Genomic DNA, 20,846 nt, shown 5'->3' with positions numbered 1-20,846 from the left:
TAGCGAACATCCACACCCTCCCGTCACCTCCCTGAAATATCCCTTGCTCGAAATACCCCGTTTCGGTTATCACTTTGTACATGATTAGACAGGTACGATTTGACAAGAAACAACGGGTGGTCGACGAACTCATCCGGCGCATCGAAAGCGGCCTCATGGAGGACGGCTTTCTGTTGCCGGGCGAGCATCAATTGGCTCAAGAATTCAAAGTCAGCCGCGGCACGCTGCGTGAGGCCCTGGCCGAGTTGAAACGACGCAACTACATCGCCACCCAAAGCGGTGTGGGCTCCATCGTCACCTTCGACGGTGTGGTGCTCGATCAACGCAGCGGCTGGGCGCAAGCGCTGGCCGACAGCGGGGCGCTGATCAATACCGAAGTGCTGCGGCTGGAGGCCGTTACGCGGCCTGATCTGCTGCCGCGTTTCGGCACCGACCAGTTCATCACCCTCGACCGGCGCCGGCGCTCCACCGACGGCAAGCTGGTGTCCCTCGAGCGCTCATTGATGCCCGCCACCGGAGGCCTGGAAAGCCTGCCGCGGGTCGGCCTGATCGACAACTCCCTGACCATCACCCTGGCCGCTTATGGCTACATCGGCGAACGCGGCGATCAATGGATCGGCGCAGAACCCTTGAACGCTGAAGACGCCGAGTTGCTCGGGCGCCCGGTCGGCACCGTCTTCCTCAAAGCCTTGCGCACTACCTACGACCGGCAAAACCGCTTTATGGAACAGGTCGAAAGCCTGCTCGACCCGGTGCACTTTCGCCTGCACCTGCAGTTTGGCGAATCGAAATGACCGCGCTCGACCGCGCGCTCGGCGCGTTCTATGGACTTGCTCTGGGCGATGCGCTGGGCATGCCGACTCAATCCCTGAGCCGCGCCGAGGTCAAGACGCGCTTCGGTGCGATCAGCGATCTGCAGGACGCCGGTCCTGATCAACCGATTGCGGCGAATATGCCCAGGGGCTCGATCACCGACGACACCGAGCAGGCGATTCTGGTCGGTCAGTTGTTGGTTGACGGTAAGGGCCGGATCGAACCGGCGGTGCTCGCTCAGCGGCTGATCGAATGGGAAGCCGGGATGCAGGCCAAGGGCTCGCAGGACTTGCTCGGGCCCTCGACCAAACGGGCGATCGAGATGATCCTCGCCGGTCACTCGCCGGAAGAGGCGGGCCGCTACGGCACCACCAACGGCGCGGCGATGCGCATCACGCCAGTGGGAATCGCCGCGGATGTCGCCCACCCTGTACATTTTATCGGCGCCGTGGTGCAAGCCTGCCAGGTCACCCACAACACCACGCTGGGAATTTCCAGTGCGGCGGCGGTGGCGGCGGTAGTCTCGGCCGGCATCAACGGCATGGACCTGGGCGAGGCGTTGAACCTCGGCCAGCAGATCGCCCAACAAGCTGAAAGCCATGGCCACTGGGTGGCGGGCGGACGGATTGCCTCGCGCATCAGCTGGGCGCGGACCATCAGCGTCGACAGTGACAAAGCGTTGCTGGCGGATTTGCTGTACGACGTGATCGGCACGTCAGTGGCTTCGCAGGAATCGGTGGTGGTCTCGTTTGCCCTGGCCCAACAAGTGGCCGTCGGTGAAATGAACGCCTTCGAAGCGCTGTGCATGGCCGCGAGCCTGGGCGGTGACACCGATACCATCGCGGCGATTCTCGGCGCCATGCTCGGGGCCTGCCTGGGGCTTGGGAGTTGGCCGGTGGCGATGATCGAGAAGGTCAAAGCCGTTAATGATCTGGAACTGGAGCCTTTGGTAAAAGGGCTCCTAGCCTTGCGCTGACTGGACTGACCTCTTCGCGAGCAGGCTCGCTCCTACAGGGATAGTGCAAGCCGCACGGTACCTGTGGGAGCGAGCCTGCTCGCGATGGGCGCACCGCCTATTCGAATTGATAACCCCGCAATGGAAAGCACGAATACGGCCAGGATCGCCGGGATGTAGTTTCGTCTTCCGTCATTGCCCACAACCACAACAAAGGCAACAGGAGCATTTTTCATGAGTTCATCGAACGCCGGGCAAATCGCCGGGCAACTGGAAACCCGCGGCATCGAACCGGTGCCGGAAGCGGAGTGCAACGGTCATCCGCTGCAACTGTTCTGGGTCTGGTTCGCGGCCAATATTTCCATCCTCGGCCTGCCGCTGGGTGCCACGCTGGTGGCGTTTCGCGGGTTGGCGATCTGGCAGGCGATCATCGTCGCGATCCTCGGCGCGGCAGGTTCTTTCGCGGTGGTCGGGATCATCTCCATCGCCGGTCGCCGTGGGCGCGCACCGAGCCTGACCCTGTCGCGCGCCATCTTCGGGGTGCGCGGCAACATCGGCCCGACCCTGGTCTCGCTGATGTCGCGGCTGGGCTGGGAAACCGTCAACACCACCACTGCCGCCTTCGTGCTGCTGTCGCTGTGCTCGATCCTGTTCGGTTCGCCGGTGGAAGCTAAAAGCGCGCCGGTACTGACCCTGGTCTTCATCGCGATTTTCGTTTTGCTGACCCTGTCGGTGTCCGGCCTCGGCCACGCCACCTTGCTGGTGATCCAGAAGTGGGCGACTTATGTGTTCGGTGCGCTGAACATTCTGGTCGGCGGCTTCCTTTGCGCCACCATCGACTGGAGCGCGGTGTTCAACGCCACGCCTGCGCCTTTGAGCGCGATGATCATCGGCGTCGGCACCATGGCTGCCGGCACCGGGATCGGTTGGGCCAACGCCGGCGCCGACATGTCGCGCTATCAGCACCGCAGCGTCAAAGCCGTGCGCCTGGTCGCGTCGGCGGCCTTCGGTGCGGGGATTCCGCTGGTGCTGCTGATCACCCTCGGCGGCCTGCTGTCGGTGGGCAACAACGACCTGGCGGCGGCCACTGACCCGATCATTGCGATCCGCGACATGCTGCCGACCTGGATGGCCGTGCCGTACCTGATCACCGCGTTCGGCGGGCTGCTGCTGTCGAACAACCTGTCGGTGTATTCCGCCGGTTTGACCACGTTGACCCTCGGCTTGAAGGTCAAGCGCGTCTACGCCGTGGTCGTCGACATCGTCGCGATCTTCGCTGGTTCGATCTACTTCATGCTGATCGCCGACAGCTTCTACGGGCCGTTCATTACGTTCATTTCGCTGCTGGCGGTGCCTATCACGGCGTGGGTCGGGATCTTCGTCGTCGACCTGATTCATCGTCATTACTACAGCCCCAAAGACTTGCTGGACGTCAGTCCGAGCAGTGCCTATTGGTACAACGGCGGTATCGAATGGCGCGCGTTTGGCGCGTGGGCGCTGGCGATCGTGCTGGGCTTTAGCTTCACCACCATTGGCACCACCGAACAAACCGTGTGGTTCCGCGGTTTCCTGTCTGATTCGTGGCTGGGCCACAACGGTCTGGGCTGGATCGTGACGTTCCTGGTGGCCGGCGGAATGTATTGGGTACTCGGTGGGGCGAAGGATCGTCGCGCCGCGCAAGTCGAGAATGCTCATGCCTAGGTTGCTGCATACCGGCCAGGTCATCATCGACCTGGTCATGGCCGTGGACAAACTGCCTCAGCCGGGCGGCGACGTGCTGGCGAAATCCGCCAGTTTCGAAGCTGGCGGCGGCTTCAATGTGATGGCCGCGGCCCAGCGTAATGGCTTGCCGGTGGTTTACCTGGGCCGGCACGGCACGGGTCGTTTCGGCGACCTGGCCCGTGAGGCAATGAAGACCGAGGGCATCCGGATAGGCATCGCACACAAGGCCGAACGGGATACGGGGTTGTGCGTTGCGGTGACCGATGCGTCGGCCGAGCGCAGTTTCATTTCCTACATCGGCGCCGAGGGCGAATTGACTGCCGAGGACCTGGCGAGCGTGCCGGCCGAGGTGGGCGACTACGTTTATGTCAGCGGCTACAGCCTGCTGCATGTCGGCAAGGCTCAGGCGCTGGTGGACTGGGTGCTGGGTTTGCCGAAAGCGATCAACGTGGTATTCGATCCCGGTCCGTTGGTGGACTCGCCGGACGCGCCATTGATGCAGGCAATGTTGCCGCGCATTGATTTGTGGACCAGTAACAGTGTCGAGGCGCTACGGTTTACCGGGGCGTCGGACATTGCCGAGGCGCTGGACAGGCTGACCCACCATCTGCCGGCCGAGGTGTTGATGGTGGTGCGCGATGGGCCGCAAGGGTGCTGGATAAGTCAGTGCGGCGACCGAGAACATGTGCCCGGTTTCAAGGTTGAGGCGGTGGATAGCAATGGTGCCGGCGATGCCCATGCCGGGGTGTTTCTGGCCGGGTTGGCGCGAGGGTTGTCGGCGAGTGAAGCGGCACGGCGGGCGAATGCGGCTGCGGCGCTGGCGGTCACTCGGTGGGGGCCGGCGACTTCGCCTGGGGTTGCTGAGGTGGATGTGTTAATCCGCGAGACTTTCGGCGCCTGACATTCCGCCATCGCGAGCAGGCTCGCTCCCACAGGGGATTTGTATCGTTCGCAAGTCCAGTGTGGGAGCGGGCTTGCCCGCAAAGGGCCCTTAAAAACACCAGAGATCCTGGATTTACCCAACCTTGCGCTTCTGCTCGGCGGTGTATTTGTCTTTGCTTCCACGAGGCATGGGATTTCTCCTGCTACGTGTAGAGTCGCTCAAACGGTCGCAGCCGCACACGACTGCGACCTGATTCATCTGGCTAAACGTCCAGCTTGCGCGCCGCCTCAACCCCAGCGGCGCTGAGTTTGATCGGCAGTTGCAGCGAGTGCTCTCCGGCCTCGTTGCAGGTCACATGCCCGTGCTGAATCAGCCCGCGATCCTGCAGCGTGGCGAGGGCGCTGGCCACGACTTTCTCCCCCCGGTAATTGTCCAGGACCTCCTTGCCCAGTCCACCTGGATGGGCGTGCAGCAGACGGGTCAGGACTTCTTTCTCAAGGTTTTTATCGACGTTCATGGTTACCTCTTCATGGATGTGGATAGGTGCAACTCGCGTGGGCGAACTATTGGCTGGCGCCGCCTTCGGAACCCGAGCCACCGGTGGTGGTTTTCGAGCCCGTGCCGGCGCCGGCGTTGTCCGGTGCCTGGGTGTCCGGCGTGTTCATTCCACCTTGACGGCCCGCGTCGTTGCCCTGAATCCGTGGGTCGGTGCCCGTGGACGGAGGCAGGCTGCTGTCGACGCCCGTACCGTTGGTGTTTATGCCGGGCGAACCTTGGGTGGTCGGATTTTTTTGACCTTCGACCGGGTTGGTCGGGCCGGTGCCGGTGGCGGTGGTCGCCGCGAAAGCGGCAGAGGACAGCAGCGTGGCGAGAGCGAGGGCAGTCAAGCGGGACGTGATCATGGTGTCGTCTCCATTCAATTAGAGTCCTTACCTGATGTTGGTCCGCCCTCGATTTGGTTTGGTGCCTGATGAACGACGAACGGTTCAGGCCTGTTGCAACGATTTGCTGCTGTCGACCCGACGCCAGATCAAGCGGCCCACGGTGATCAGCCAGTTCAACAGCCCTACGGCGAGAACTGTGAGTAGAAGTGTCGTCATTCCGTGTTCGACGATGATCTTCCCGGCCAGCAACGGAAAGCCGAATACACCGATGAAGTACGACAGGCTGAACAGTAACAACGATTGCGAAGTGGTGCCGTGCGGCGTTTCGTTCGCCGCCAGGCCATTGATCACCGAGTACGTCAGCCCGTAACCGACCCCGAGCATCATCGCCGCCAGCACGTAGCTGACCCCGCTGTCGACCACGAAGCCGAACAGCACAATCGAGCCCATCATCACGGCCGACAGCAGGCACGAAGCGCGCAACGGATCGCGCTTGACCACGACCCCGGCGATCAACATCCGGCTGCTGATCGCCGCACCCATGAAGCCGAAAAAGAACAGCGAGTAATCCAGTGAACGAGACGCTGCGTAACTGGTTTGAAAGCTGGACAGGCCGCCGAATACGCACCCGCCGAGGCCGACCATGATGATCGGGAACACTGCCCTGGACGACAGCACCTGAGTCGTCGCACGCCAGGAAATGCGCGCGACAGCGGCGGTAGGCGAGGGTGTTTTTTTCAGTTGCGAATGCAGCCGCCAAAACAGCAACACACCCATCAGGCTGGCCAACGCGGCGAGGTAAAAGGCGGCGGTGACGGGGTAACCGAGGGCACTGGCCGCGCGCCCCAACAGCGGCCCGCTGCCGATCCCGGTCATCATGCTGCCCGACAGCAGCGCAAAGTATTTCGCGCGTTGCGCGGGCGTCACCAGGCTCGCCACGATTATCGGCCCCAAGGTGTAAAACACCCCCCAGCCCAGCCCCAGCAGCAGTCCGAAAAACAGCAACAGATTGCCGAACCCCGGCGTCAGCGCGAAGCCCAGGCTGGCCGCCACCAACAACACGCCGAACAGCGCAATCGAACGCGCCGCGCCGAGCAAATCCGACAGGTGCCCGGAGACAATTACCGCCGCAAACGTACTGAGCATCGCCGCTGAAATCACACTGCCGGCATCGTGTTCGTTACCGCCCCGTGAACCGATTAACAGCGACAACAGAAACGTCGAGCCGTAGGACAGCGACAGCAAATAACTGGCGAGGCAAAACAGGCCGAACAATCTGCTTGAGACGTGGGGCGTAGCGGTAGACATGACGCGGTTCCTTGACCCGATAAAGACGCTGACCCTCTATCTACCATGCACCTCGATATTGTTAGGTCCGAGGTTATCGATGCCAGGGTTAGCGCGGGCCGGAGTAATGCGGTCAGGGGAGGCCGATTTCTTCCTTGAACAGCGTCATAAAATCCTTCAAGCGTTCATGCCTGACGCGTGCCAGCTGCTGACCGGTAATCGTCTGGAAACCGTCCGCCAGGTGCAGCAACTTGGTCTGGAAGTGATCGAGGCAAAAGCGCTTGTCATCGTAGTTCCGCGCTTTCGCTTCCGGGTCTTGCGGGTCGTACAACGCGCTGCCCATGCGCCCGGCGATATAGAACGTGCGCGCTACGCCGAGCATGCCGAGGGAGTCGATGCGGTCGGCGTCCTGCATGATTTTCGCTTCGAGCGAGGTCGGGGCGATGTTGGCGGAAAAGCTGTGGGCTTCAATGGCGTGGGCGACTGCGCCGATTTTTGCACTTGGCCAATCCATGTCGGTCAGCACGACAGATGCTTTCTCGGCGGCCAGGCGTGAAGCCTGTGAACGCAACGGCGAATTCTTCTCCACGGCCACGCAATCATGCAGAAGCACCGCTGCCAGCAACACTTCAAGATCGCCACCTTCTTCAGCATGAAGCGTGCGCGCGTTGTGCCACACCCGTTGCAGATGGGACAGATCGTGCGCGCCATCTTCCGAGGGTTCCAGGGCGTGGGGTAGCAGCTCAGTGGCGAGCGTATGCAGCGGTGCAAAAGCATCAGTGGTCATAAACATCCTGTTAAGTGAAAAACGTTCTCGTCAGCAACGCAACCCTGTAGCAGCTGGCGAAGCCTGCGTTCGGCTGCGAGGCAGTCGTGAAACTTGAACACGCGGTTTGCCGTCTGATTTCACGACTGCTGCGCAGCCGAACGCAGGCTTCGCCAGCTGCTACACATGCTCCATGGATCAGCTTTGCATTTCCAGTGTGACGAGCGTGGCGCGCCGACTTAGTATGGCGTTTTCAACTTTCGACAAAGGCCCGTCCATGACGATCGAGATCCGCCCGGCGACCCCCAGCGATGCACCGCAAATCCTCGGGTTCATCACTGAACTGGCCGACTACGAACGTGCCCGTCACGAAGTCATCGCCAGCGTCGCCGACATCGAGCGCAGCCTGTTCAGCGAAGGCGCCACCGCCCACGGCCTGATCTGCCTGCGCGACGGCTTGCCGATTGGCTTCGCGGTGTTCTTCTTCAGCTATTCCACCTGGCTCGGCAGCAATTGCCTGTACCTCGAAGACCTCTACATCACCCCCCAGCAACGCGGTGGCGGCGCCGGCAAAACCTTGCTGCGCCACCTCGCCAAAATCGCCTGCGCCAATGACTGCGGACGCTTCGAGTGGAGCGTGCTGGACTGGAACAAACCGGCGATCGAATTTTATAAGTCGTTGGGGGCGCAGCCGCAGGAAGAATGGGTACGGTATCGGATGGATGGGAAGGTGTTGCGCGAGTTTGCCGAGGGCAATTGATCTCCAGCAAGGCCTGCTAAATATCGCAGCCCTTCGGCGGCTCCTGCCTCGATAGGAAGGAGTGGTCAGAGGCTGCGATATTTTTTTGTCATCGTCCCAATATATGGGAGTGATATTTATATATTGAGATATTTATGCATCCGGGTTTATAGTCCAGCTCACTCACTGCCAATAAAACAAACAGGTGAAGCGATGCTGGCGCAATTGATCGCGCTCGATTGGGGGACGACCTCATTACGTGCTTACAAACTCGCCGCGGGTGGCAAGGTGCTGGAACAGCGTTCGCTGTCGTCCGGGATCATGCAACTGCCCCGGACGCCGCGAGTCATCAACGGCCAGTCATGCGCCGACGGTTTTGAACTGGCCTTCGATGAGGCGTGCGGTGACTGGCTCGACGCGCAGCCGGATTTGCCGGTGATTGCCTGTGGCATGGTCGGCAGCGCCCAGGGCTGGTGCGAAGCGGCCTACTGCGACACACCGGCAAACGTCGCCAATCTCGGAACATCCCTACAAGCCATTCGCAGTCTTCGCGGTGTCGATGTGCACATCGTGCCGGGGGTGATTCAGCGTTCGCGCTTGCCGAACGTAATGCGCGGCGAAGAAACCCAGGTGCTCGGTGTTTTGCAGAATCTACCGATCGAGCAAGGCCGTGATCTGTTGATCGGCTTGCCGGGCAGTCATTCGAAATGGGTGGAAGTGGCCGGCGGTTGCATCGTGCATTTCGATACCTTCATGACCGGTGAGATCTTCGCCGTGCTCAGTAAACACAGCATTCTGGGGCGTACCCAGCAAAAGGGCGCGTCCTTCGATGGCCAGGCGTTTGATCGCGGTGTGCAAGTGGCGCTGTCGGCGGAGGGTGAAATCGGTCCGTTGTCGACGTTGTTCAGCGCCCGCAGCCTCGGGTTGACCGGTGAGCTCAGCGCCACTGCCCAACCGGATTACTTGTCCGGCCTGCTGATCGGCCATGAGCTGTCTGCGCTGGCGAATGTCCAGCGACGCCGACGCAACAGCGTTCACCTGCCTTCAATCATCCTTATTGGTAATTCCCAACTCTGTGCCCGCTACAGCCGGGCCCTCGACGCCTGCGGTTTTACCCATGTGACCCTGGCCGAACAAGCCACCGAACGCGGGTTGTGGCAATTGGCGGTCGCCGCCGGACTGATCGCCGCACACCCATCCCGTTAAACCTGACTGGAGGTCTGACATGCTCAAGCAAGCACTGGCGCAAAACGGTCTGATCGCGATCCTGCGTGGCCTGCGCCCGCAAGAAGCGGCCGCCATTGGCGAAGTCCTTTATGCCGCCGGATTTCGCGTCATCGAAGTGCCGCTCAACTCCCCTGAGCCCTACGACAGTATCCGCATCCTGCGCAGTACTTTGCCCGCCGATTGCCTGATCGGCGCGGGTACGGTGCTGACACCGGAACAGGTCGAGCAAGTGAAGGCGGCGGGTGGTCAGGTGATCGTCATGCCGCACAGTGATGCCAAGGTGTTGCGGGCAGCAAAAGCGGCGGGGTTGTACCTGTCGCCGGGCGTTGCCACACCGACCGAAGCCTTTGCCGCACTGGCGGAAGGGGCGGACGTGCTGAAGATGTTCCCCGCCGAGCAGATGGGGCCGGCAGTCGTCAAAGCCTGGCTCGCGGTGCTGCCGGCCGGAACCATTCTGGCGCCAGTCGGTGGAATCACGCCGGACAACATGCAGGTGTTTATCGACGCGGGCGTCAAAGGCTTCGGTCTCGGTTCCGGGTTGTTCAAGCCGGGCATGACGCCTGAAGACGTGGCGCTAAACGCCAAGGCCTACGTGGCTGCCTGGAAAGCCCTTCGCTAAGACTTTTTGGCGCTGCGAGCGCTGCATCTATATGAGCTGCACTTATAAAAAGAGAGCACAAGATGAAAATCACCAAACTCACCACCTTCATCGTTCCGCCGCGCTGGTGCTTCCTCAAGGTCGAAACCGACGAAGGCGTGACCGGTTGGGGCGAGCCCGTGGTCGAAGGCCGCGCGCACACCGTGGCCGCTGCCGTTGAAGAATTGTCCGACTACCTGATCGGCAAAGACCCCCGCAACATCGAAGACATCTGGACCGTGCTCTACCGTGGTGGCTTCTACCGTGGTGGTGCGATTCACATGAGTGCACTGGCCGGTATCGATCAGGCGTTGTGGGACATCAAGGGCAAGGCCCTGGGGGTGTCGGTCAGCGATTTGCTGGGCGGTCAGGTGCGCGACAAGATTCGTGTGTACTCGTGGATCGGTGGCGACCGCCCGGCGGACACCGCTCGCGCGGCGAAAGAAGCAGTCGAGCGTGGTTTCACCGCGGTGAAAATGAACGGTACCGAGGAGCTGCAATTTCTCGACTCCTTCGAGAAAGTCGACCTCGCCCTGGCCAACGTCGCCGCCGTGCGTGATGCGGTGGGCCCGAACGTCGGCATCGGTGTGGACTTCCATGGCCGGGTGCACAAGCCCATGGCCAAAGTGCTGATGAAAGAACTCGACCCTTACAAACTCATGTTCATCGAAGAGCCGGTCCTCAGCGAAAACTACGAAGCGCTGAAGGAACTGGCGCCGCTGACCAGCACCCCGATTGCCCTGGGCGAGCGCTTGTTTTCGCGCTGGGATTTCAAGCGTGTGCTCAGCGAAGGTTACGTCGACATCATCCAGCCGGACGCGTCCCACGCCGGTGGCATCACCGAAACCCGCAAGATCGCCAACATGGCTGAAGCCTACGACGTGGCGCTGGCGCTGCATTGTCCATTGGGTCCGATTGCCCTGGCGGCGTGCCTGCAACTGGACGCGGTTTGCTACAACGCGTTCATCCAGGAACAGAGCCTGGGTATCCATTACAACGAGAGCAACGACCTGCTCGACTACGTGAAAGATCCGCGGGTGTTCGACTACGACAAAGGCTTCGTGAAAATCCCGAACGGCCCGGGCCTGGGCATCGAGATCAACGAGGAATACGTGATCGAGCGCGCGGCCGTCGGCCACCGCTGGCGCAACCCGATCTGGCGCCATGCCGATGGCAGTTTTGCCGAGTGGTGAGTCCTCCCTGACCCACTGCAAATCCCTGTGGGAGCCAGCCTGCTGGCGATGGGTCGGCACATCCAGCATTTGTGGTGACTGACACACCGCTATCGCCAGCAGGCTGGCTCCCACAGTTTGATCTCCATGGACTGGGAGATTTGCGGCAACCCCCGATTTCACATCGACCTCAATAAACATAAGAAGAGGCAATCCCCATGCAACCGCAAACCCGTACCGATGGCAGTTTTGCCGAGTGGTGATTTCTCCCTGACCCACTGCAAATCCCTGTCGGAGCCAGCCTGCTGGCGATGGGTCGGCACATCCAGCATTTGTGGTGGCTGACACACCGCTATCGCCAGCAGGCTGGCTCCCACAGTTTGATCTCCATGGACAGGGAGATTTGCGGCAACCCCCGATTTCACATCGACCTCAATAAACATAAGAAGAGGCAATCCCCATGCAACCGCAAACCCTCACCGGGCAGGCGTCGTTGGTGACGCCCAGTCGCAAGCGGTTTTTCATCATGGTGCTGCTGTTCATCACCGTGGTCATCAACTACCTCGACCGCAGCAACCTGTCCATCGCCGCCCCGGCGCTGACCAGCGAACTGGGCATCGACCCGATCCACGTCGGGCTGATTTTCTCGGCCTTCGGCTGGACCTACGCCGCCATGCAGATCCCCGGCGGCTGGCTGGTGGATCGGGTTCCGCCGCGCATTCTCTACAGCGTTGCCTTGTTGCTGTGGTCGATCGCCACGGTGATGCTCGGCTTCGCGGGCAGCTTCATCGCGCTGTTCGTGTTGCGCATGGCGGTTGGCGCCCTGGAAGCGCCGGCGTATCCGATCAACAGCCGGGTGGTGACGACTTGGTTCCCGGAGCGCGAACGCGCAACGGCCATCGGTTTCTATACCTCTGGGCAATTCGTCGGCCTGGCGTTTCTGACGCCGGTACTCGCCTGGCTGCAGCATGAATTTGGCTGGCACATGGTGTTCGTCAGCACCGGGGCGGTGGGCATTCTCTGGGCGGTGATCTGGTACGCGGTGTATCGCGAGCCTCGGGATTTCAAAGGCGCCAATGACGCCGAAATCGAGCTGATCCGCGAAGGTGGCGGACTGGTGGATATCCAGGCCGAGCAGGCCAAGGTCAAGGCGAAATTCAGCTGGACCGACCTCGGCATCGTCCTGACCAAGCGCAAGTTGTGGGGCATCTACCTCGGTCAGTTCTGCCTCAACTCGACGCTATGGTTTTTCCTGACGTGGTTCCCGACCTACCTGGTGAAATACCGCGGCATGGACTTCATCAAGTCCGGCCTGTTGGCGTCGCTGCCGTTTCTCGCCGCCTTTGTCGGTGTGCTGTGTTCCGGGTTCTTTTCCGACTGGCTGATCCGCCGCGGTTACACAGTGGGGTTCGCCCGCAAGTTGCCAATCATCGGTGGCCTGCTGATTTCCACCTTGATCATCGGCGCCAATTTCGTTGAATCGACACCGCTGGTGATTGCCTTCCTCGCGTTGGCGTTCTTCGGTAACGGGCTGGCTTCGATTACCTGGTCGCTGGTTTCCACGCTGGCCCCGGCACGGTTGCTCGGATTGACCGGTGGGGTGTTCAACTTCATCGGCAACCTGTCGGCGATTACCACGCCGATTGTCATCGGTTTCCTCGCGACCGGTGATTCGTTTGCCCCGGCGATCACCTACATCTCGGTTCTGGCGTTGATTGGCGCGCTTTCCTACATCTTGCTGGTCGGCAAGGTCGAGCGTATCAAGTTGTAGTGGCAGCCATCGGGCGACCATAATGCCGCCCGTTCACTCGCTCAACGGTAAAGGCTGGATATGCAGGAAGACGCCCCAAAAATCGCCAAGGACGCCGCACCGACCGGCACCCAGACACTGCTTCGTGGTCTGGGTGTGGTTCAGGCCGTCGCCAGTGGCGCCCGCGATCTCAAGGAAATCGCCCGGCTGATCGGCACCACGCGCAGCACGACTCATCGCCTGGCCAGTTGCCTGGTGGACGAGCGTTATCTGCGTGTGGTGCCGCAAGTCGGTTATCTGTTGGGGCCGAAGCTGATCGAGCTGGGTTTCCAGGCGCGTGAAGAGTTGCCGTTGGTGACCCTGGCCGGGCCGTATCTGGATGAGTTGTCGGCGTTGACCGGCGACACTATTCACCTGGCGATTCGTGAAGGCGACGAGGTGCTGTACCTGCACAAGAATCCGGGGCGTAATGGCCCGGAAATGCGCTCGCGGGTCGGCCATCGTATGCCGTTGGCGCGCACCGGGATTGGCAAGGCCTTGATGCTGGATGACACGCAGGAAGAATGGCAGCGGCTGTACGACGTGAGCCTGCCGGCGGGTGGGAAAAATCAATTCTGGCCGCTGCACCCCGAGCAATCCTGGGAGCAGTTTCAGCAGCGCATGATCGAGTACGTGGCCGGCGGTTATGCCTTCGATCTGGAAGACAACGAACCGTCCATCCGCTGTGTGGCTGCGCCGATCCGCGATGCCAGCAAACGCATCGTCGCCGCCATCAGCATCGCCAGCACCGTGCCGTACATGCCGCTGGAAAAAATGGCCGAGCTGATTCCCCTGATCAAAGGGGTCACGGCCCGGCTGTCGGCAGAACTTGGCGCGAAGATTTAGACCTTCAACGTCGCCATGTCGATGACGAAGCGATACTTCACGTCACCGGCGATCATGCGGGCGTAAGCCTCGTTGATTTGGCGGATGTCGAGCATTTCAATGTCGCAGGTGATGTTGTGCTCAGCGCAAAAATCCAGCACTTCCTGGGTTTCGGCGATGCCGCCGATCAAAGAACCCGCCAGCATGCGACGGCCCAACACCAGTTTTGCTGCGTGGACCGGTGGGTCAATCGGTTCGATCAAGCCCACCAGAATGTGCACGCCGTCGAATCGCAGGGTGTCGAGGTACGGATTGAGGTCATGCTGCACTGGAATGGTGTCGAGCAGGAAGTCGAAATAGCCGGCAGCGGCTTTCATCTGTTCGGCATCGGTGGACACGATCACGTGGTCCGCCCCTTGACGACGTCCTTCTTCGGCCTTGCTCGCCGAGCGGGTGAACAGCGTCACTTCCGCGCCCATCGCCTTGGCGAACTTGATGCCCATGTGGCCGAGGCCGCCCATGCCGAGAATCCCGACCTTGTCGCCGGCCTTCACGCCGTAGTGTTTTAGCGGCGAGTAAGTGGTGATGCCAGCACAGAGGATCGGCGCGGCGCTTGCCAGGTCGAGCTTCTCCGGGATGCGCACGACGAAGTGCTCGCTGACCACGATGCTGTCGGAGTAGCCGCCCATGGTATTGCTGCCATCGACCCGGTCCGGGGTGGCGTAAGTCATGGTCGGACCTTCGAGGCAGTATTGCTCGAGGTTCGATTGGCAGGCTTCGCAGCTGCGGCACGAATCGACCATGCAGCCCACACCAACCAGATCGCCGATTTTATGTTGGGTGACGTTCGCACCAATCGCGGTAACTTTGCCTACGATCTCGTGGCCGGGCATCAACGGGTAAACGGCAATGCCCCACTCGTTGCGGGCCTGATGGATGTCGGAATGGCAGACGCCGCAGTAGAGAATATCGATCGCCACGTCGTCGGCCCTTGGGCTACGGCGTTCGAATTTCACGGGGGCGAGGGGAGTGGTGGCCGACTGGGCGGCGTATCCGATGGCGGTGTACATGGTGAACCTCGCAGAAGCAATGACAAGTGATGCGGCGCATTTTGGGCGCCGTGCCTGCCACCGGCCATGGCGATTCCTCCGGGTGTCATGCCTATTCCTCCGGCATCAGCGTTCGTTAGATCAAATGGGCGATCAGACCTGCGATGATGCTTTCATCCCTCTTTCCGCGACTTTTTTGTGAAGATCTCCCATGGTGTTAACCCGTTATCTTGATGCGAATGCCACGCTGGTTTCGCTGATCGAGCCCCTGACCACTCGCGATGGTTTCGCCCCTACGGCGTTGCCGGGCGTCCAGGTTTTACGGGCCAGTTGCGATGTGGCCCGTGGTCCGCAGATTTACGAGCCGAGCCTGGTCATCATCGCCCAAGGCAGCAAACTGGCGTATCTGGGGCCGCGTACATTGGAGTACGGCGCCGGGCACTATCTGATTCAGGCCTTGCCGGTGCCGTTTGAGTGCGAAACGTTTTCGGCGCCGGATGGGCCGATGCTCGGGGTGTCCATCGCCATCGACCGAGTGGTGCTCGGTGAACTGGTGTTGGCCATGGGGCGGGTGCCGGGGCGCACGGTTCCTGCGCAAACACTGGGATCCATGACGTCGGCGGTGCTCGACGACGGGATGCGCGGTTGCGTGGAACGGCTGTTGCGTTGCCTGCACGATCCGCTGGAATGCCAGATCATGGGGCCGGCGCGGCTGCGGGAATTGTTGTTCGTCGCGTTGCGCGGTCCGCAAGCCGATGTGCTGCGTGCGCTTGTCGAACAGCAGGGGCAGTTCGCCCGGATTGCAGCCTCGCTCAACCATTTGCACGGGCATTTCACTGAGCCGTTGAATGTGGAAACCTTGGCCAGTTGCGCGAACATGAGCGCGTCGACCTTTCATGAGCATTTCAAGCGCAGCACGTTGTTGTCGCCGGTGCAGTATTTGAAGCGTCTGCGCTTGCTCAAGGCGCAAACGTTGCTGATCGCCGAGGGTTTGGGCGTGGCGCAGGTGGCGCATCGGGTCGGGTATCAAAGCACGTCGCAGTTCAGCCGCGAGTACAAGCGCTACTTCGAGCGTAATCCCGGGGATGAACGCGCGGCCTGATCCACCAAAAATCCCATGTGGGATCGGGCTTGCTCGCGAACGCGGTGTGTCAGTCAACATCAATGGTTGCTGATAGAAAGCCTTCGCGAGCAAGCCCGCTCCCACAAGGGGCTTGTGGTGTGGCTTGAATTGCGGGCAACAAAAAGGCCCCCATTCCGGGAGCCTTGATGTTCAGGCGTTCGGCTTACATGTTCGGGTAAGTCGGGCCGCCAGCACCTTCCGGCGCCACCCACGTGATGTTCTGTGCAGGGTCCTTGATGTCGCAGGTCTTGCAGTGAACGCAGTTCTGGGCGTTGATCTGGAAGCGCTTCTCGCCGTCTTCCTTGGTCACCACTTCGTACACGCCGGCCGGGCAGTAACGCTGGGCAGGCTCATCGTACAGCGGCAGGTTCTTGGCGATCGGAATGCTTGGATCGGTCAGCTTCAGGTGGCACGGCTGTTCTTCTTCGTGGTTGGTACCGGAGATGAACACCGAGCTGAGCTTGTCGAAGCTGATCTTGCCGTCGGGTTTCGGGTAGTCGATCTTCTTGCAGTCGGCCGCGAGCTTGAGGCAAGCGTAATCCGGCTTGGTGTCGTGCAAGGTGAACGGCAGTTTGCCACCGAAGATGTTCTGGTCGAGCCAGTTGAAACCGCCGCCGACGATGGCGCCGAACTTGTGGATCGCCGGGCCGAAGTTGCGGCTGGCGAACAGTTCGTCGTAGAGCCAGCTCTTCTTGAACGCGTCAACGTAAGTGGTCAGCTCTTCGGTGCCGTCCTTTTCGGCGAACAACGCTTCGGCCACGGATTCAGCGGCGAGCATGCCGGACTTCATCGCGGTGTGGCTGCCTTTGATCTTGGCAAAGTTCAGGGTGCCGAGGTCGCAACCGATCAGTGCGCCGCCCTTGAAGACCATTTTCGGCAGCGAGTTCAAGCCGCCTTTGCTGATGGCGCGAGCGCCGTAGCTGATGCGCTTGCCGCCTTCCAGGTACTGCTTGAGCACCGGGTGATGCTTGAGGCGCTGGAACTCGTCGAACGGCGACAGGTAGGTGTTGCTGTAGGACAGATCGACGATCAGACCGACTACGACCTGGTTGTTTTCCAGGTGATAGAGGAACGAGCCACCGGTGTTCTCGGTGCCCATGATGTCCAGCGGCCAACCGGCGGTGTGGACCACCAGGCCTGGCTGATGCTTGGCCGGGTCGATTTCCCAGATTTCTTTCAGGCCGATGCCGTAGTGCTGGGCGTCGGCATCGCTGTCGAGATTGAAGCGCTTGATCAGCTGCTTGCCGATGTGGCCACGGCAACCTTCGGCGAACAGCGTGTACTTGCCACGCAGTTCCATGCCCGGGGTGTATAGGCCTTCTTTCGGCTGACCTTCGCGGTCAACGCCCAGATCGCCGGTGATAATCCCGCGAACCACGCCGTTCTCGTCGAACAGCGCTTCTTGAGCTGCAAAGCCTGGGTAGATTTCTACGCCCAGGTTCTCTGCCTGCTGGGCCAGCCAGCGGCACAGGTTGCCTAGGGAGATGATGTAGTTGCCGTCGTTGTGCATGGTCTTGGGCACAAAGAAGTCGGGAATTTTCTGCGCGCTGTCGGCGTTTTTGAGGACGAAAATGTCATCGCGGGTCACCGGAGTGTTCAGCGGGGCGCCGAGTTCTTTCCAGTCCGGGAACAATTCGTTCAGGGCGCGGGGTTCGAAGATCGCGCCGGACAGGATGTGTGCGCCGACTTCGGAGCCTTTTTCGACCACGCAGACGCTGATTTCCTTACCGGCTTCAGCGGCCTTCTGCTTCAAGCGGCAGGCGGCGGAAAGACCCGCGGGGCCGGCACCGACGATGACCACGTCGAATTCCATGTATTCGCGTTCCACAGGTTATCTCCTACTCAAGGCTCAACAGTTTTTTTTCTAATTGGAGGTTTGGTGTCGCATCCATGAATTCCTGCGCAATGCGCGGAACAGGACAATCGATAGACCACCTTTCTCTCTGGGTGGCGCATTATATCTACACCACTCCTAGCGTCCAATACAAACGTTTGTTTGAATTGGCTCAAAGCCAGAGAAATCAAAGTCACGCGGCTTATGAACGGCTATTTTGCCGTATTGACCGGAATAGGCGTTCCGGTCAAGATACGGTCGGTTTTGCGCTCGCCGTAGGCTGACTGTTGGGTTCAAGAGCACCTCTAAAGACAGGGCGATGGCAGTACAGGGTGATGCGCAGCGCAGGTTTGGCGCGCAGTTTACACGCCGCGATAACGAATGACTTGTTGGTCACCACTGACGAACGGTCATCTGCTTCGTGAGCAAGGTTCACCCGATACACCTGCCAGCGTTTTTAGAGGTGCCCTTGCGCCGATGAGCATCAAACCGCCAGGTTCGCCTAGGCGACTTTCTTTTCACCGGAGAGTAACGAGGAATCCATGAAGGTTCTTGTAGCTGTCAAACGCGTTGTGGACTACAACGTCAAGGTTCGCGTCAAGGCGGACAATTCCGGCGTCGACCTCGCCAACGTCAAGATGTCGATGAACCCGTTCTGCGAAATCGCAGTGGAAGAAGCCGTACGCCTGAAAGAGAAAGGTGTTGCGACTGAAATCGTCGTCGTCTCCATCGGCCCGTCCACCGCTCAAGAGCAATTGCGCACCGCGCTGGCTTTGGGTGCTGACCGCGCCATCCTCGTCGAATCCGCCGAAGACCTGACGTCGCTGGCCGTTGCCAAACTGTTGAAAGCCGTTGTCGACAAGGAACAGCCTCAGCTGGTGATCCTTGGCAAACAAGCCATCGACAGCGACAACAACCAGACTGGCCAGATGCTCGCTGCATTGAGCGGCTACGGTCAGGGCACCTTCGCTTCGAAAGTCGAAGTGTCCGGCGACACCGTTGCCGTGACTCGCGAAGTCGACGGCGGCGCACAGACAGTTTCCCTGAAGCTGCCGGCTATCGTCACCACCGACCTGCGTTTGAACGAGCCGCGCTACGCGTCCCTGCCAAACATCATGAAAGCCAAGAAGAAGCCTCTCGAAGTGCTGACTCCGGACGCTTTGGGCGTTTCCACCGCCTCCACCAACAAGACCGTGAAAGTCGAAGCGCCGGCTGCACGCAGCGCGGGTATCAAGGTCAAGTCGGTGGCTGAACTGGTCGAGAAACTGAAAAACGAAGCGAAGGTAATCTAAATGACTATCTTGGTTATTGCTGAACACGACAACAAAGTAGTGGCTCCGGCCACGCTGAATACCGTGGCTGCTGCCGCCAAAATCGGCGGTGACATCCACGTTCTGGTTGCCGGCCAGGGCGTTGGCGCCGTGGCTGAAGCCGCTGCGAAAATCGCTGGCGTGGCTAAAGTGCTGGTGGCCGACAACGCCGCCTACGCTCACCAGTTGCCGGAAAACGTCGCACCGCTGGTAGCCGAACTGGGCGCTGGTTACAGCCACATCCTGGCTGCCGCCACTTCCAATGGCAAAAACATTCTGCCGCGCGTTGCCGCTCAGCTGGACGTTGACCAGATCTCCGAGATCATCTCGGTCGAAAGCGCTGACACGTTCAAGCGCCCGATCTACGCCGGTAACGCCATCGCCACCGTTCAATCGAACGCTGCGGTCAAAGTGATCACTGTGCGTGCTACCGGTTTCGACCCGGTGGCTGCTGAAGGTGGTTCGGCGTCGGTTGAAGCCGTTGCGGCTGCCCACGACGCTGGCACTTCCAGCTTCGTTGGCGAAGAACTGGCCAAGTCCGATCGTCCGGAACTGACCGCTGCCAAGATCGTCGTTTCCGGCGGCCGCGGCATGCAGAACGGCGACAACTTCAAACACCTGTACGCCCTGGCCGACAAGCTGGGCGCTGCCGTTGGTGCTTCCCGCGCCGCGGTCGACGCAGGTTTTGTACCCAACGACATGCAGGTCGGTCAAACCGGCAAGATCGTTGCTCCACAGCTGTACATCGCCGTTGGTATTTCCGGCGCGATCCAGCACCTGGCCGGCATGAAAGACTCCAAAGTGATCGTTGCGATCAACAAGGACGAAGAAGCGCCGATCTTCCAGGTGGCCGATTACGGCCTGGTGGCTGACCTGTTCGAAGCCATCCCCGAGTTCGAGAAGCTGGTCTAATCCAGTCGCTTGACTTATAAAGAGCCCGACCTTTTGGTCGGGCTTTTTTTTGTTCCGGATTTGAGTGGAGAGTGTCGCCATGGATTTGCGCCGCGTGGGTGGCTGGTCATTACTGCTGGGGCTGATGGTGCTGCCGGCGTTGGCCGTGGCCGCAGGCAAGTGCGAACGGCTGGTGGTGACCGGCAGCCCGGACGCGCCGCCGTATTTGTGGCAAGACCCGCAAAACCCCAAGCATCTGATCGGCGCCAGTGCTGACCTGTTGCAACACGTGGCAGGGGAGATGGGCATCAAGGTCGAGCTGCTTTACGCCGGCAAGCGCGCCCAGGCCCTGGACGAAGTGCGCAGCGGACGCATGGACATGCTGGCCGACGCGCCGTTGACAGTCGGAGAGCTGGACACCCTGGATTACATCCATCCGCCGTTGCTGGAAAACGACTATCTGGTCTGGACCCGAAAAGACTCGGCATTGGTCTACAACCAGGCGCAAGACCTTCACGGTCATCCAGGTGCCGTGTCGGAAAAGTCTCGAATGACCCAGGCATTTGGCACTTTCGCCGAGCAGCAATTGACCCTCGTGCGTACTCCAAACTTGACCCAGGCCTTTCAGAAATTGCTGCTGGGCGAGGTGGAATTTGTCCTCGCCGGACGCTACTCGGGCATGGCCGCCGCGCAAACCCTGAGCATGGCCAACGACCTGATCGCTCGTCCCCAACCGGTCGACAAACCCGGTCTGTTCCTCGCGGTTTCCCATAACTCCGCCTGCAACGATCCGTGGTTGCGCGGACAGCTGGCCAAAAAGATGACAGAATTGCCCGCGTCCGGACTGACGGAGATCGCGCTACAACGCAATATCGAGCGTTGGAAAGCGCAGCAGCAGCAACAACCGCAGCAACAGCCCGTCAGTGCCCCAAAACAGTAG

The 20,846-nt window shown here is 60.6% G+C and carries 20 protein-coding genes; 14 read left to right on the top strand and 6 right to left on the bottom strand.

All coding sequences use genetic code 11. The annotated features are described in order from the left end of the window. Window positions 1–80: 80 nt before the first annotated feature. The 4 genes from ACA051_RS21300 (at window position 81) to ACA051_RS21285 (ending at window position 4,391) form a co-directional block, all read left to right on the top strand. Window positions 81–794 carry a GntR family transcriptional regulator gene (locus ACA051_RS21300; RefSeq protein ID WP_497304517.1) on the top strand — a complete coding sequence of 238 codons (714 nt, stop codon included), beginning with the start codon at window positions 81–83 and terminating at the stop codon, window positions 792–794. Continuing rightward, window positions 791–1,789 (top strand): ADP-ribosylglycohydrolase family protein, encoded by a 999-nt coding sequence (locus ACA051_RS21295; RefSeq protein WP_497371808.1) that lies wholly within the window; start codon window positions 791–793, stop codon window positions 1,787–1,789. Before ACA051_RS21300 ends, ACA051_RS21295 begins: the two co-directional genes overlap by 4 nt. 213 nt (window positions 1,790–2,002) lie before the next feature. After that, window positions 2,003–3,469: a purine-cytosine permease family protein gene (locus tag ACA051_RS21290; protein ID WP_497371806.1), complete on the top strand. Its 1,467-nt coding sequence runs from the start codon at window positions 2,003–2,005 to the stop codon at window positions 3,467–3,469. Beyond that, window positions 3,462–4,391, top strand: coding sequence for a PfkB family carbohydrate kinase (locus ACA051_RS21285; RefSeq protein WP_497371804.1), 930 nt, complete (start codon window positions 3,462–3,464; stop codon window positions 4,389–4,391). The genes ACA051_RS21290 and ACA051_RS21285 overlap by 8 nt, the downstream gene beginning before the upstream one ends. 244 nt (window positions 4,392–4,635) lie before the next feature. On the opposite strand, the gene ACA051_RS21280 is transcribed toward ACA051_RS21285, so the two are convergent. The 4 genes from ACA051_RS21280 to ACA051_RS21265 form a co-directional block, all read right to left on the bottom strand. Continuing rightward, on the bottom strand, window positions 4,636–4,890 hold the full coding sequence (locus ACA051_RS21280; RefSeq protein ID WP_094468480.1) for a hypothetical protein: 255 nt from the start codon (window positions 4,888–4,890) through the stop codon (window positions 4,636–4,638). Window positions 4,891–4,936: 46 nt separating this feature from the next. Further along, window positions 4,937–5,275, bottom strand: coding sequence for a hypothetical protein (locus ACA051_RS21275; protein ID WP_497371802.1), 339 nt, complete (start codon window positions 5,273–5,275; stop codon window positions 4,937–4,939). Between the two features lie 84 nt (window positions 5,276–5,359). Further along, complete coding sequence (locus tag ACA051_RS21270) at window positions 5,360–6,565, bottom strand: MFS transporter (protein ID WP_497371800.1); 1,206 nt, start codon at window positions 6,563–6,565, stop codon at window positions 5,360–5,362. A 112-nt stretch (window positions 6,566–6,677) separates the two neighbouring features. Then, on the bottom strand, window positions 6,678–7,331 hold the full coding sequence (locus ACA051_RS21265) for an HD domain-containing protein (protein WP_497304509.1): 654 nt from the start codon (window positions 7,329–7,331) through the stop codon (window positions 6,678–6,680). Between the two features lie 256 nt (window positions 7,332–7,587). Here ACA051_RS21265 and ACA051_RS21260 point away from each other — a divergent pair, with 256 nt between their 5' ends. The 6 genes from ACA051_RS21260 (at window position 7,588) to ACA051_RS21235 (ending at window position 13,720) form a co-directional block, all read left to right on the top strand. After that, window positions 7,588–8,070, top strand: coding sequence for a GNAT family N-acetyltransferase (locus ACA051_RS21260; protein WP_219095383.1), 483 nt, complete (start codon window positions 7,588–7,590; stop codon window positions 8,068–8,070). 192 nt (window positions 8,071–8,262) lie between these two features. Next, window positions 8,263–9,255: a 2-dehydro-3-deoxygalactonokinase gene (locus ACA051_RS21255; RefSeq protein ID WP_497371798.1), complete on the top strand. Its 993-nt coding sequence runs from the start codon at window positions 8,263–8,265 to the stop codon at window positions 9,253–9,255. 19 nt (window positions 9,256–9,274) lie between these two features. Next, entirely contained in the window at window positions 9,275–9,895 is a 621-nt protein-coding gene (locus ACA051_RS21250) for a 2-dehydro-3-deoxy-6-phosphogalactonate aldolase (protein ID WP_497304506.1), read from the top strand. A gap of 62 nt (window positions 9,896–9,957) precedes the next feature. Further along, window positions 9,958–11,106 (top strand): galactonate dehydratase, encoded by a 1,149-nt coding sequence (gene dgoD / locus ACA051_RS21245; protein ID WP_008152275.1) that lies wholly within the window; start codon window positions 9,958–9,960, stop codon window positions 11,104–11,106. A gap of 439 nt (window positions 11,107–11,545) precedes the next feature. Next, on the top strand, window positions 11,546–12,856 hold the full coding sequence (locus tag ACA051_RS21240) for an MFS transporter (protein WP_497371796.1): 1,311 nt from the start codon (window positions 11,546–11,548) through the stop codon (window positions 12,854–12,856). Window positions 12,857–12,916: 60 nt separating this feature from the next. Further along, window positions 12,917–13,720 (top strand): IclR family transcriptional regulator, encoded by an 804-nt coding sequence (locus ACA051_RS21235; RefSeq protein ID WP_497304503.1) that lies wholly within the window; start codon window positions 12,917–12,919, stop codon window positions 13,718–13,720. Here the strand turns inward: ACA051_RS21235 and ACA051_RS21230 are convergent. Further along, window positions 13,717–14,769 (bottom strand): NAD(P)-dependent alcohol dehydrogenase, encoded by a 1,053-nt coding sequence (locus ACA051_RS21230; protein WP_497304501.1) that lies wholly within the window; start codon window positions 14,767–14,769, stop codon window positions 13,717–13,719. The genes ACA051_RS21235 and ACA051_RS21230 overlap by 4 nt on opposite strands. 190 nt (window positions 14,770–14,959) lie before the next feature. Between ACA051_RS21230 and ACA051_RS21225 the strand changes: the two genes are divergently transcribed. Further along, window positions 14,960–15,850: an AraC family transcriptional regulator gene (locus ACA051_RS21225; RefSeq protein ID WP_497304500.1), complete on the top strand. Its 891-nt coding sequence runs from the start codon at window positions 14,960–14,962 to the stop codon at window positions 15,848–15,850. Between the two features lie 184 nt (window positions 15,851–16,034). On the opposite strand, the gene ACA051_RS21220 is transcribed toward ACA051_RS21225, so the two are convergent. Beyond that, window positions 16,035–17,699 (bottom strand): electron transfer flavoprotein-ubiquinone oxidoreductase, encoded by a 1,665-nt coding sequence (locus tag ACA051_RS21220; RefSeq protein ID WP_497371794.1) that lies wholly within the window; start codon window positions 17,697–17,699, stop codon window positions 16,035–16,037. Window positions 17,700–18,247: 548 nt separating this feature from the next. Here ACA051_RS21220 and ACA051_RS21215 point away from each other — a divergent pair. The 3 genes from ACA051_RS21215 to ACA051_RS21205 all read left to right on the top strand — a co-directional run bounded on the left by ACA051_RS21215 (window position 18,248) and on the right by ACA051_RS21205 (window position 20,846). Continuing rightward, window positions 18,248–18,997 carry an electron transfer flavoprotein subunit beta/FixA family protein gene (locus ACA051_RS21215; protein ID WP_497371792.1) on the top strand — a complete coding sequence of 250 codons (750 nt, stop codon included), beginning with the start codon at window positions 18,248–18,250 and terminating at the stop codon, window positions 18,995–18,997. Then, entirely contained in the window at window positions 18,998–19,927 is a 930-nt protein-coding gene (locus ACA051_RS21210; protein WP_010461774.1) for an electron transfer flavoprotein subunit alpha/FixB family protein, read from the top strand. A gap of 79 nt (window positions 19,928–20,006) precedes the next feature. Beyond that, window positions 20,007–20,846, top strand: a complete 840-nt coding sequence (locus tag ACA051_RS21205; RefSeq protein WP_497371790.1) for a substrate-binding periplasmic protein — start codon at window positions 20,007–20,009, stop codon at window positions 20,844–20,846.

Source organism: Pseudomonas sp. LBUM1669, from assembly GCF_059695705.1.
Note: the sequence above shows the minus strand (reverse complement) of the source record. Positions and strands in the feature narration are given on the sequence as shown.

Coding starts and splice junctions, on each gene's coding strand:
- ACA051_RS21300 (WP_497304517.1), top strand. CDS start 81: ATGATTAGACAGGTACGATTTGACAAGAAACAACGGGTGGTCGACGAA.
- ACA051_RS21295 (WP_497371808.1), top strand. CDS start 791: ATGACCGCGCTCGACCGCGCGCTCGGCGCGTTCTATGGACTTGCTCTG.
- ACA051_RS21290 (WP_497371806.1), top strand. CDS start 2,003: ATGAGTTCATCGAACGCCGGGCAAATCGCCGGGCAACTGGAAACCCGC.
- ACA051_RS21285 (WP_497371804.1), top strand. CDS start 3,462: ATGCCTAGGTTGCTGCATACCGGCCAGGTCATCATCGACCTGGTCATG.
- ACA051_RS21280 (WP_094468480.1), bottom strand. CDS start 4,890: ATGAACGTCGATAAAAACCTTGAGAAAGAAGTCCTGACCCGTCTGCTG.
- ACA051_RS21275 (WP_497371802.1), bottom strand. CDS start 5,275: ATGATCACGTCCCGCTTGACTGCCCTCGCTCTCGCCACGCTGCTGTCC.
- ACA051_RS21270 (WP_497371800.1), bottom strand. CDS start 6,565: ATGTCTACCGCTACGCCCCACGTCTCAAGCAGATTGTTCGGCCTGTTT.
- ACA051_RS21265 (WP_497304509.1), bottom strand. CDS start 7,331: ATGACCACTGATGCTTTTGCACCGCTGCATACGCTCGCCACTGAGCTG.
- ACA051_RS21260 (WP_219095383.1), top strand. CDS start 7,588: ATGACGATCGAGATCCGCCCGGCGACCCCCAGCGATGCACCGCAAATC.
- ACA051_RS21255 (WP_497371798.1), top strand. CDS start 8,263: ATGCTGGCGCAATTGATCGCGCTCGATTGGGGGACGACCTCATTACGT.
- ACA051_RS21250 (WP_497304506.1), top strand. CDS start 9,275: ATGCTCAAGCAAGCACTGGCGCAAAACGGTCTGATCGCGATCCTGCGT.
- dgoD (WP_008152275.1), top strand. CDS start 9,958: ATGAAAATCACCAAACTCACCACCTTCATCGTTCCGCCGCGCTGGTGC.
- ACA051_RS21240 (WP_497371796.1), top strand. CDS start 11,546: ATGCAACCGCAAACCCTCACCGGGCAGGCGTCGTTGGTGACGCCCAGT.
- ACA051_RS21235 (WP_497304503.1), top strand. CDS start 12,917: ATGCAGGAAGACGCCCCAAAAATCGCCAAGGACGCCGCACCGACCGGC.
- ACA051_RS21230 (WP_497304501.1), bottom strand. CDS start 14,769: ATGTACACCGCCATCGGATACGCCGCCCAGTCGGCCACCACTCCCCTC.
- ACA051_RS21225 (WP_497304500.1), top strand. CDS start 14,960: ATGGTGTTAACCCGTTATCTTGATGCGAATGCCACGCTGGTTTCGCTG.
- ACA051_RS21215 (WP_497371792.1), top strand. CDS start 18,248: ATGAAGGTTCTTGTAGCTGTCAAACGCGTTGTGGACTACAACGTCAAG.
- ACA051_RS21210 (WP_010461774.1), top strand. CDS start 18,998: ATGACTATCTTGGTTATTGCTGAACACGACAACAAAGTAGTGGCTCCG.
- ACA051_RS21205 (WP_497371790.1), top strand. CDS start 20,007: ATGGATTTGCGCCGCGTGGGTGGCTGGTCATTACTGCTGGGGCTGATG.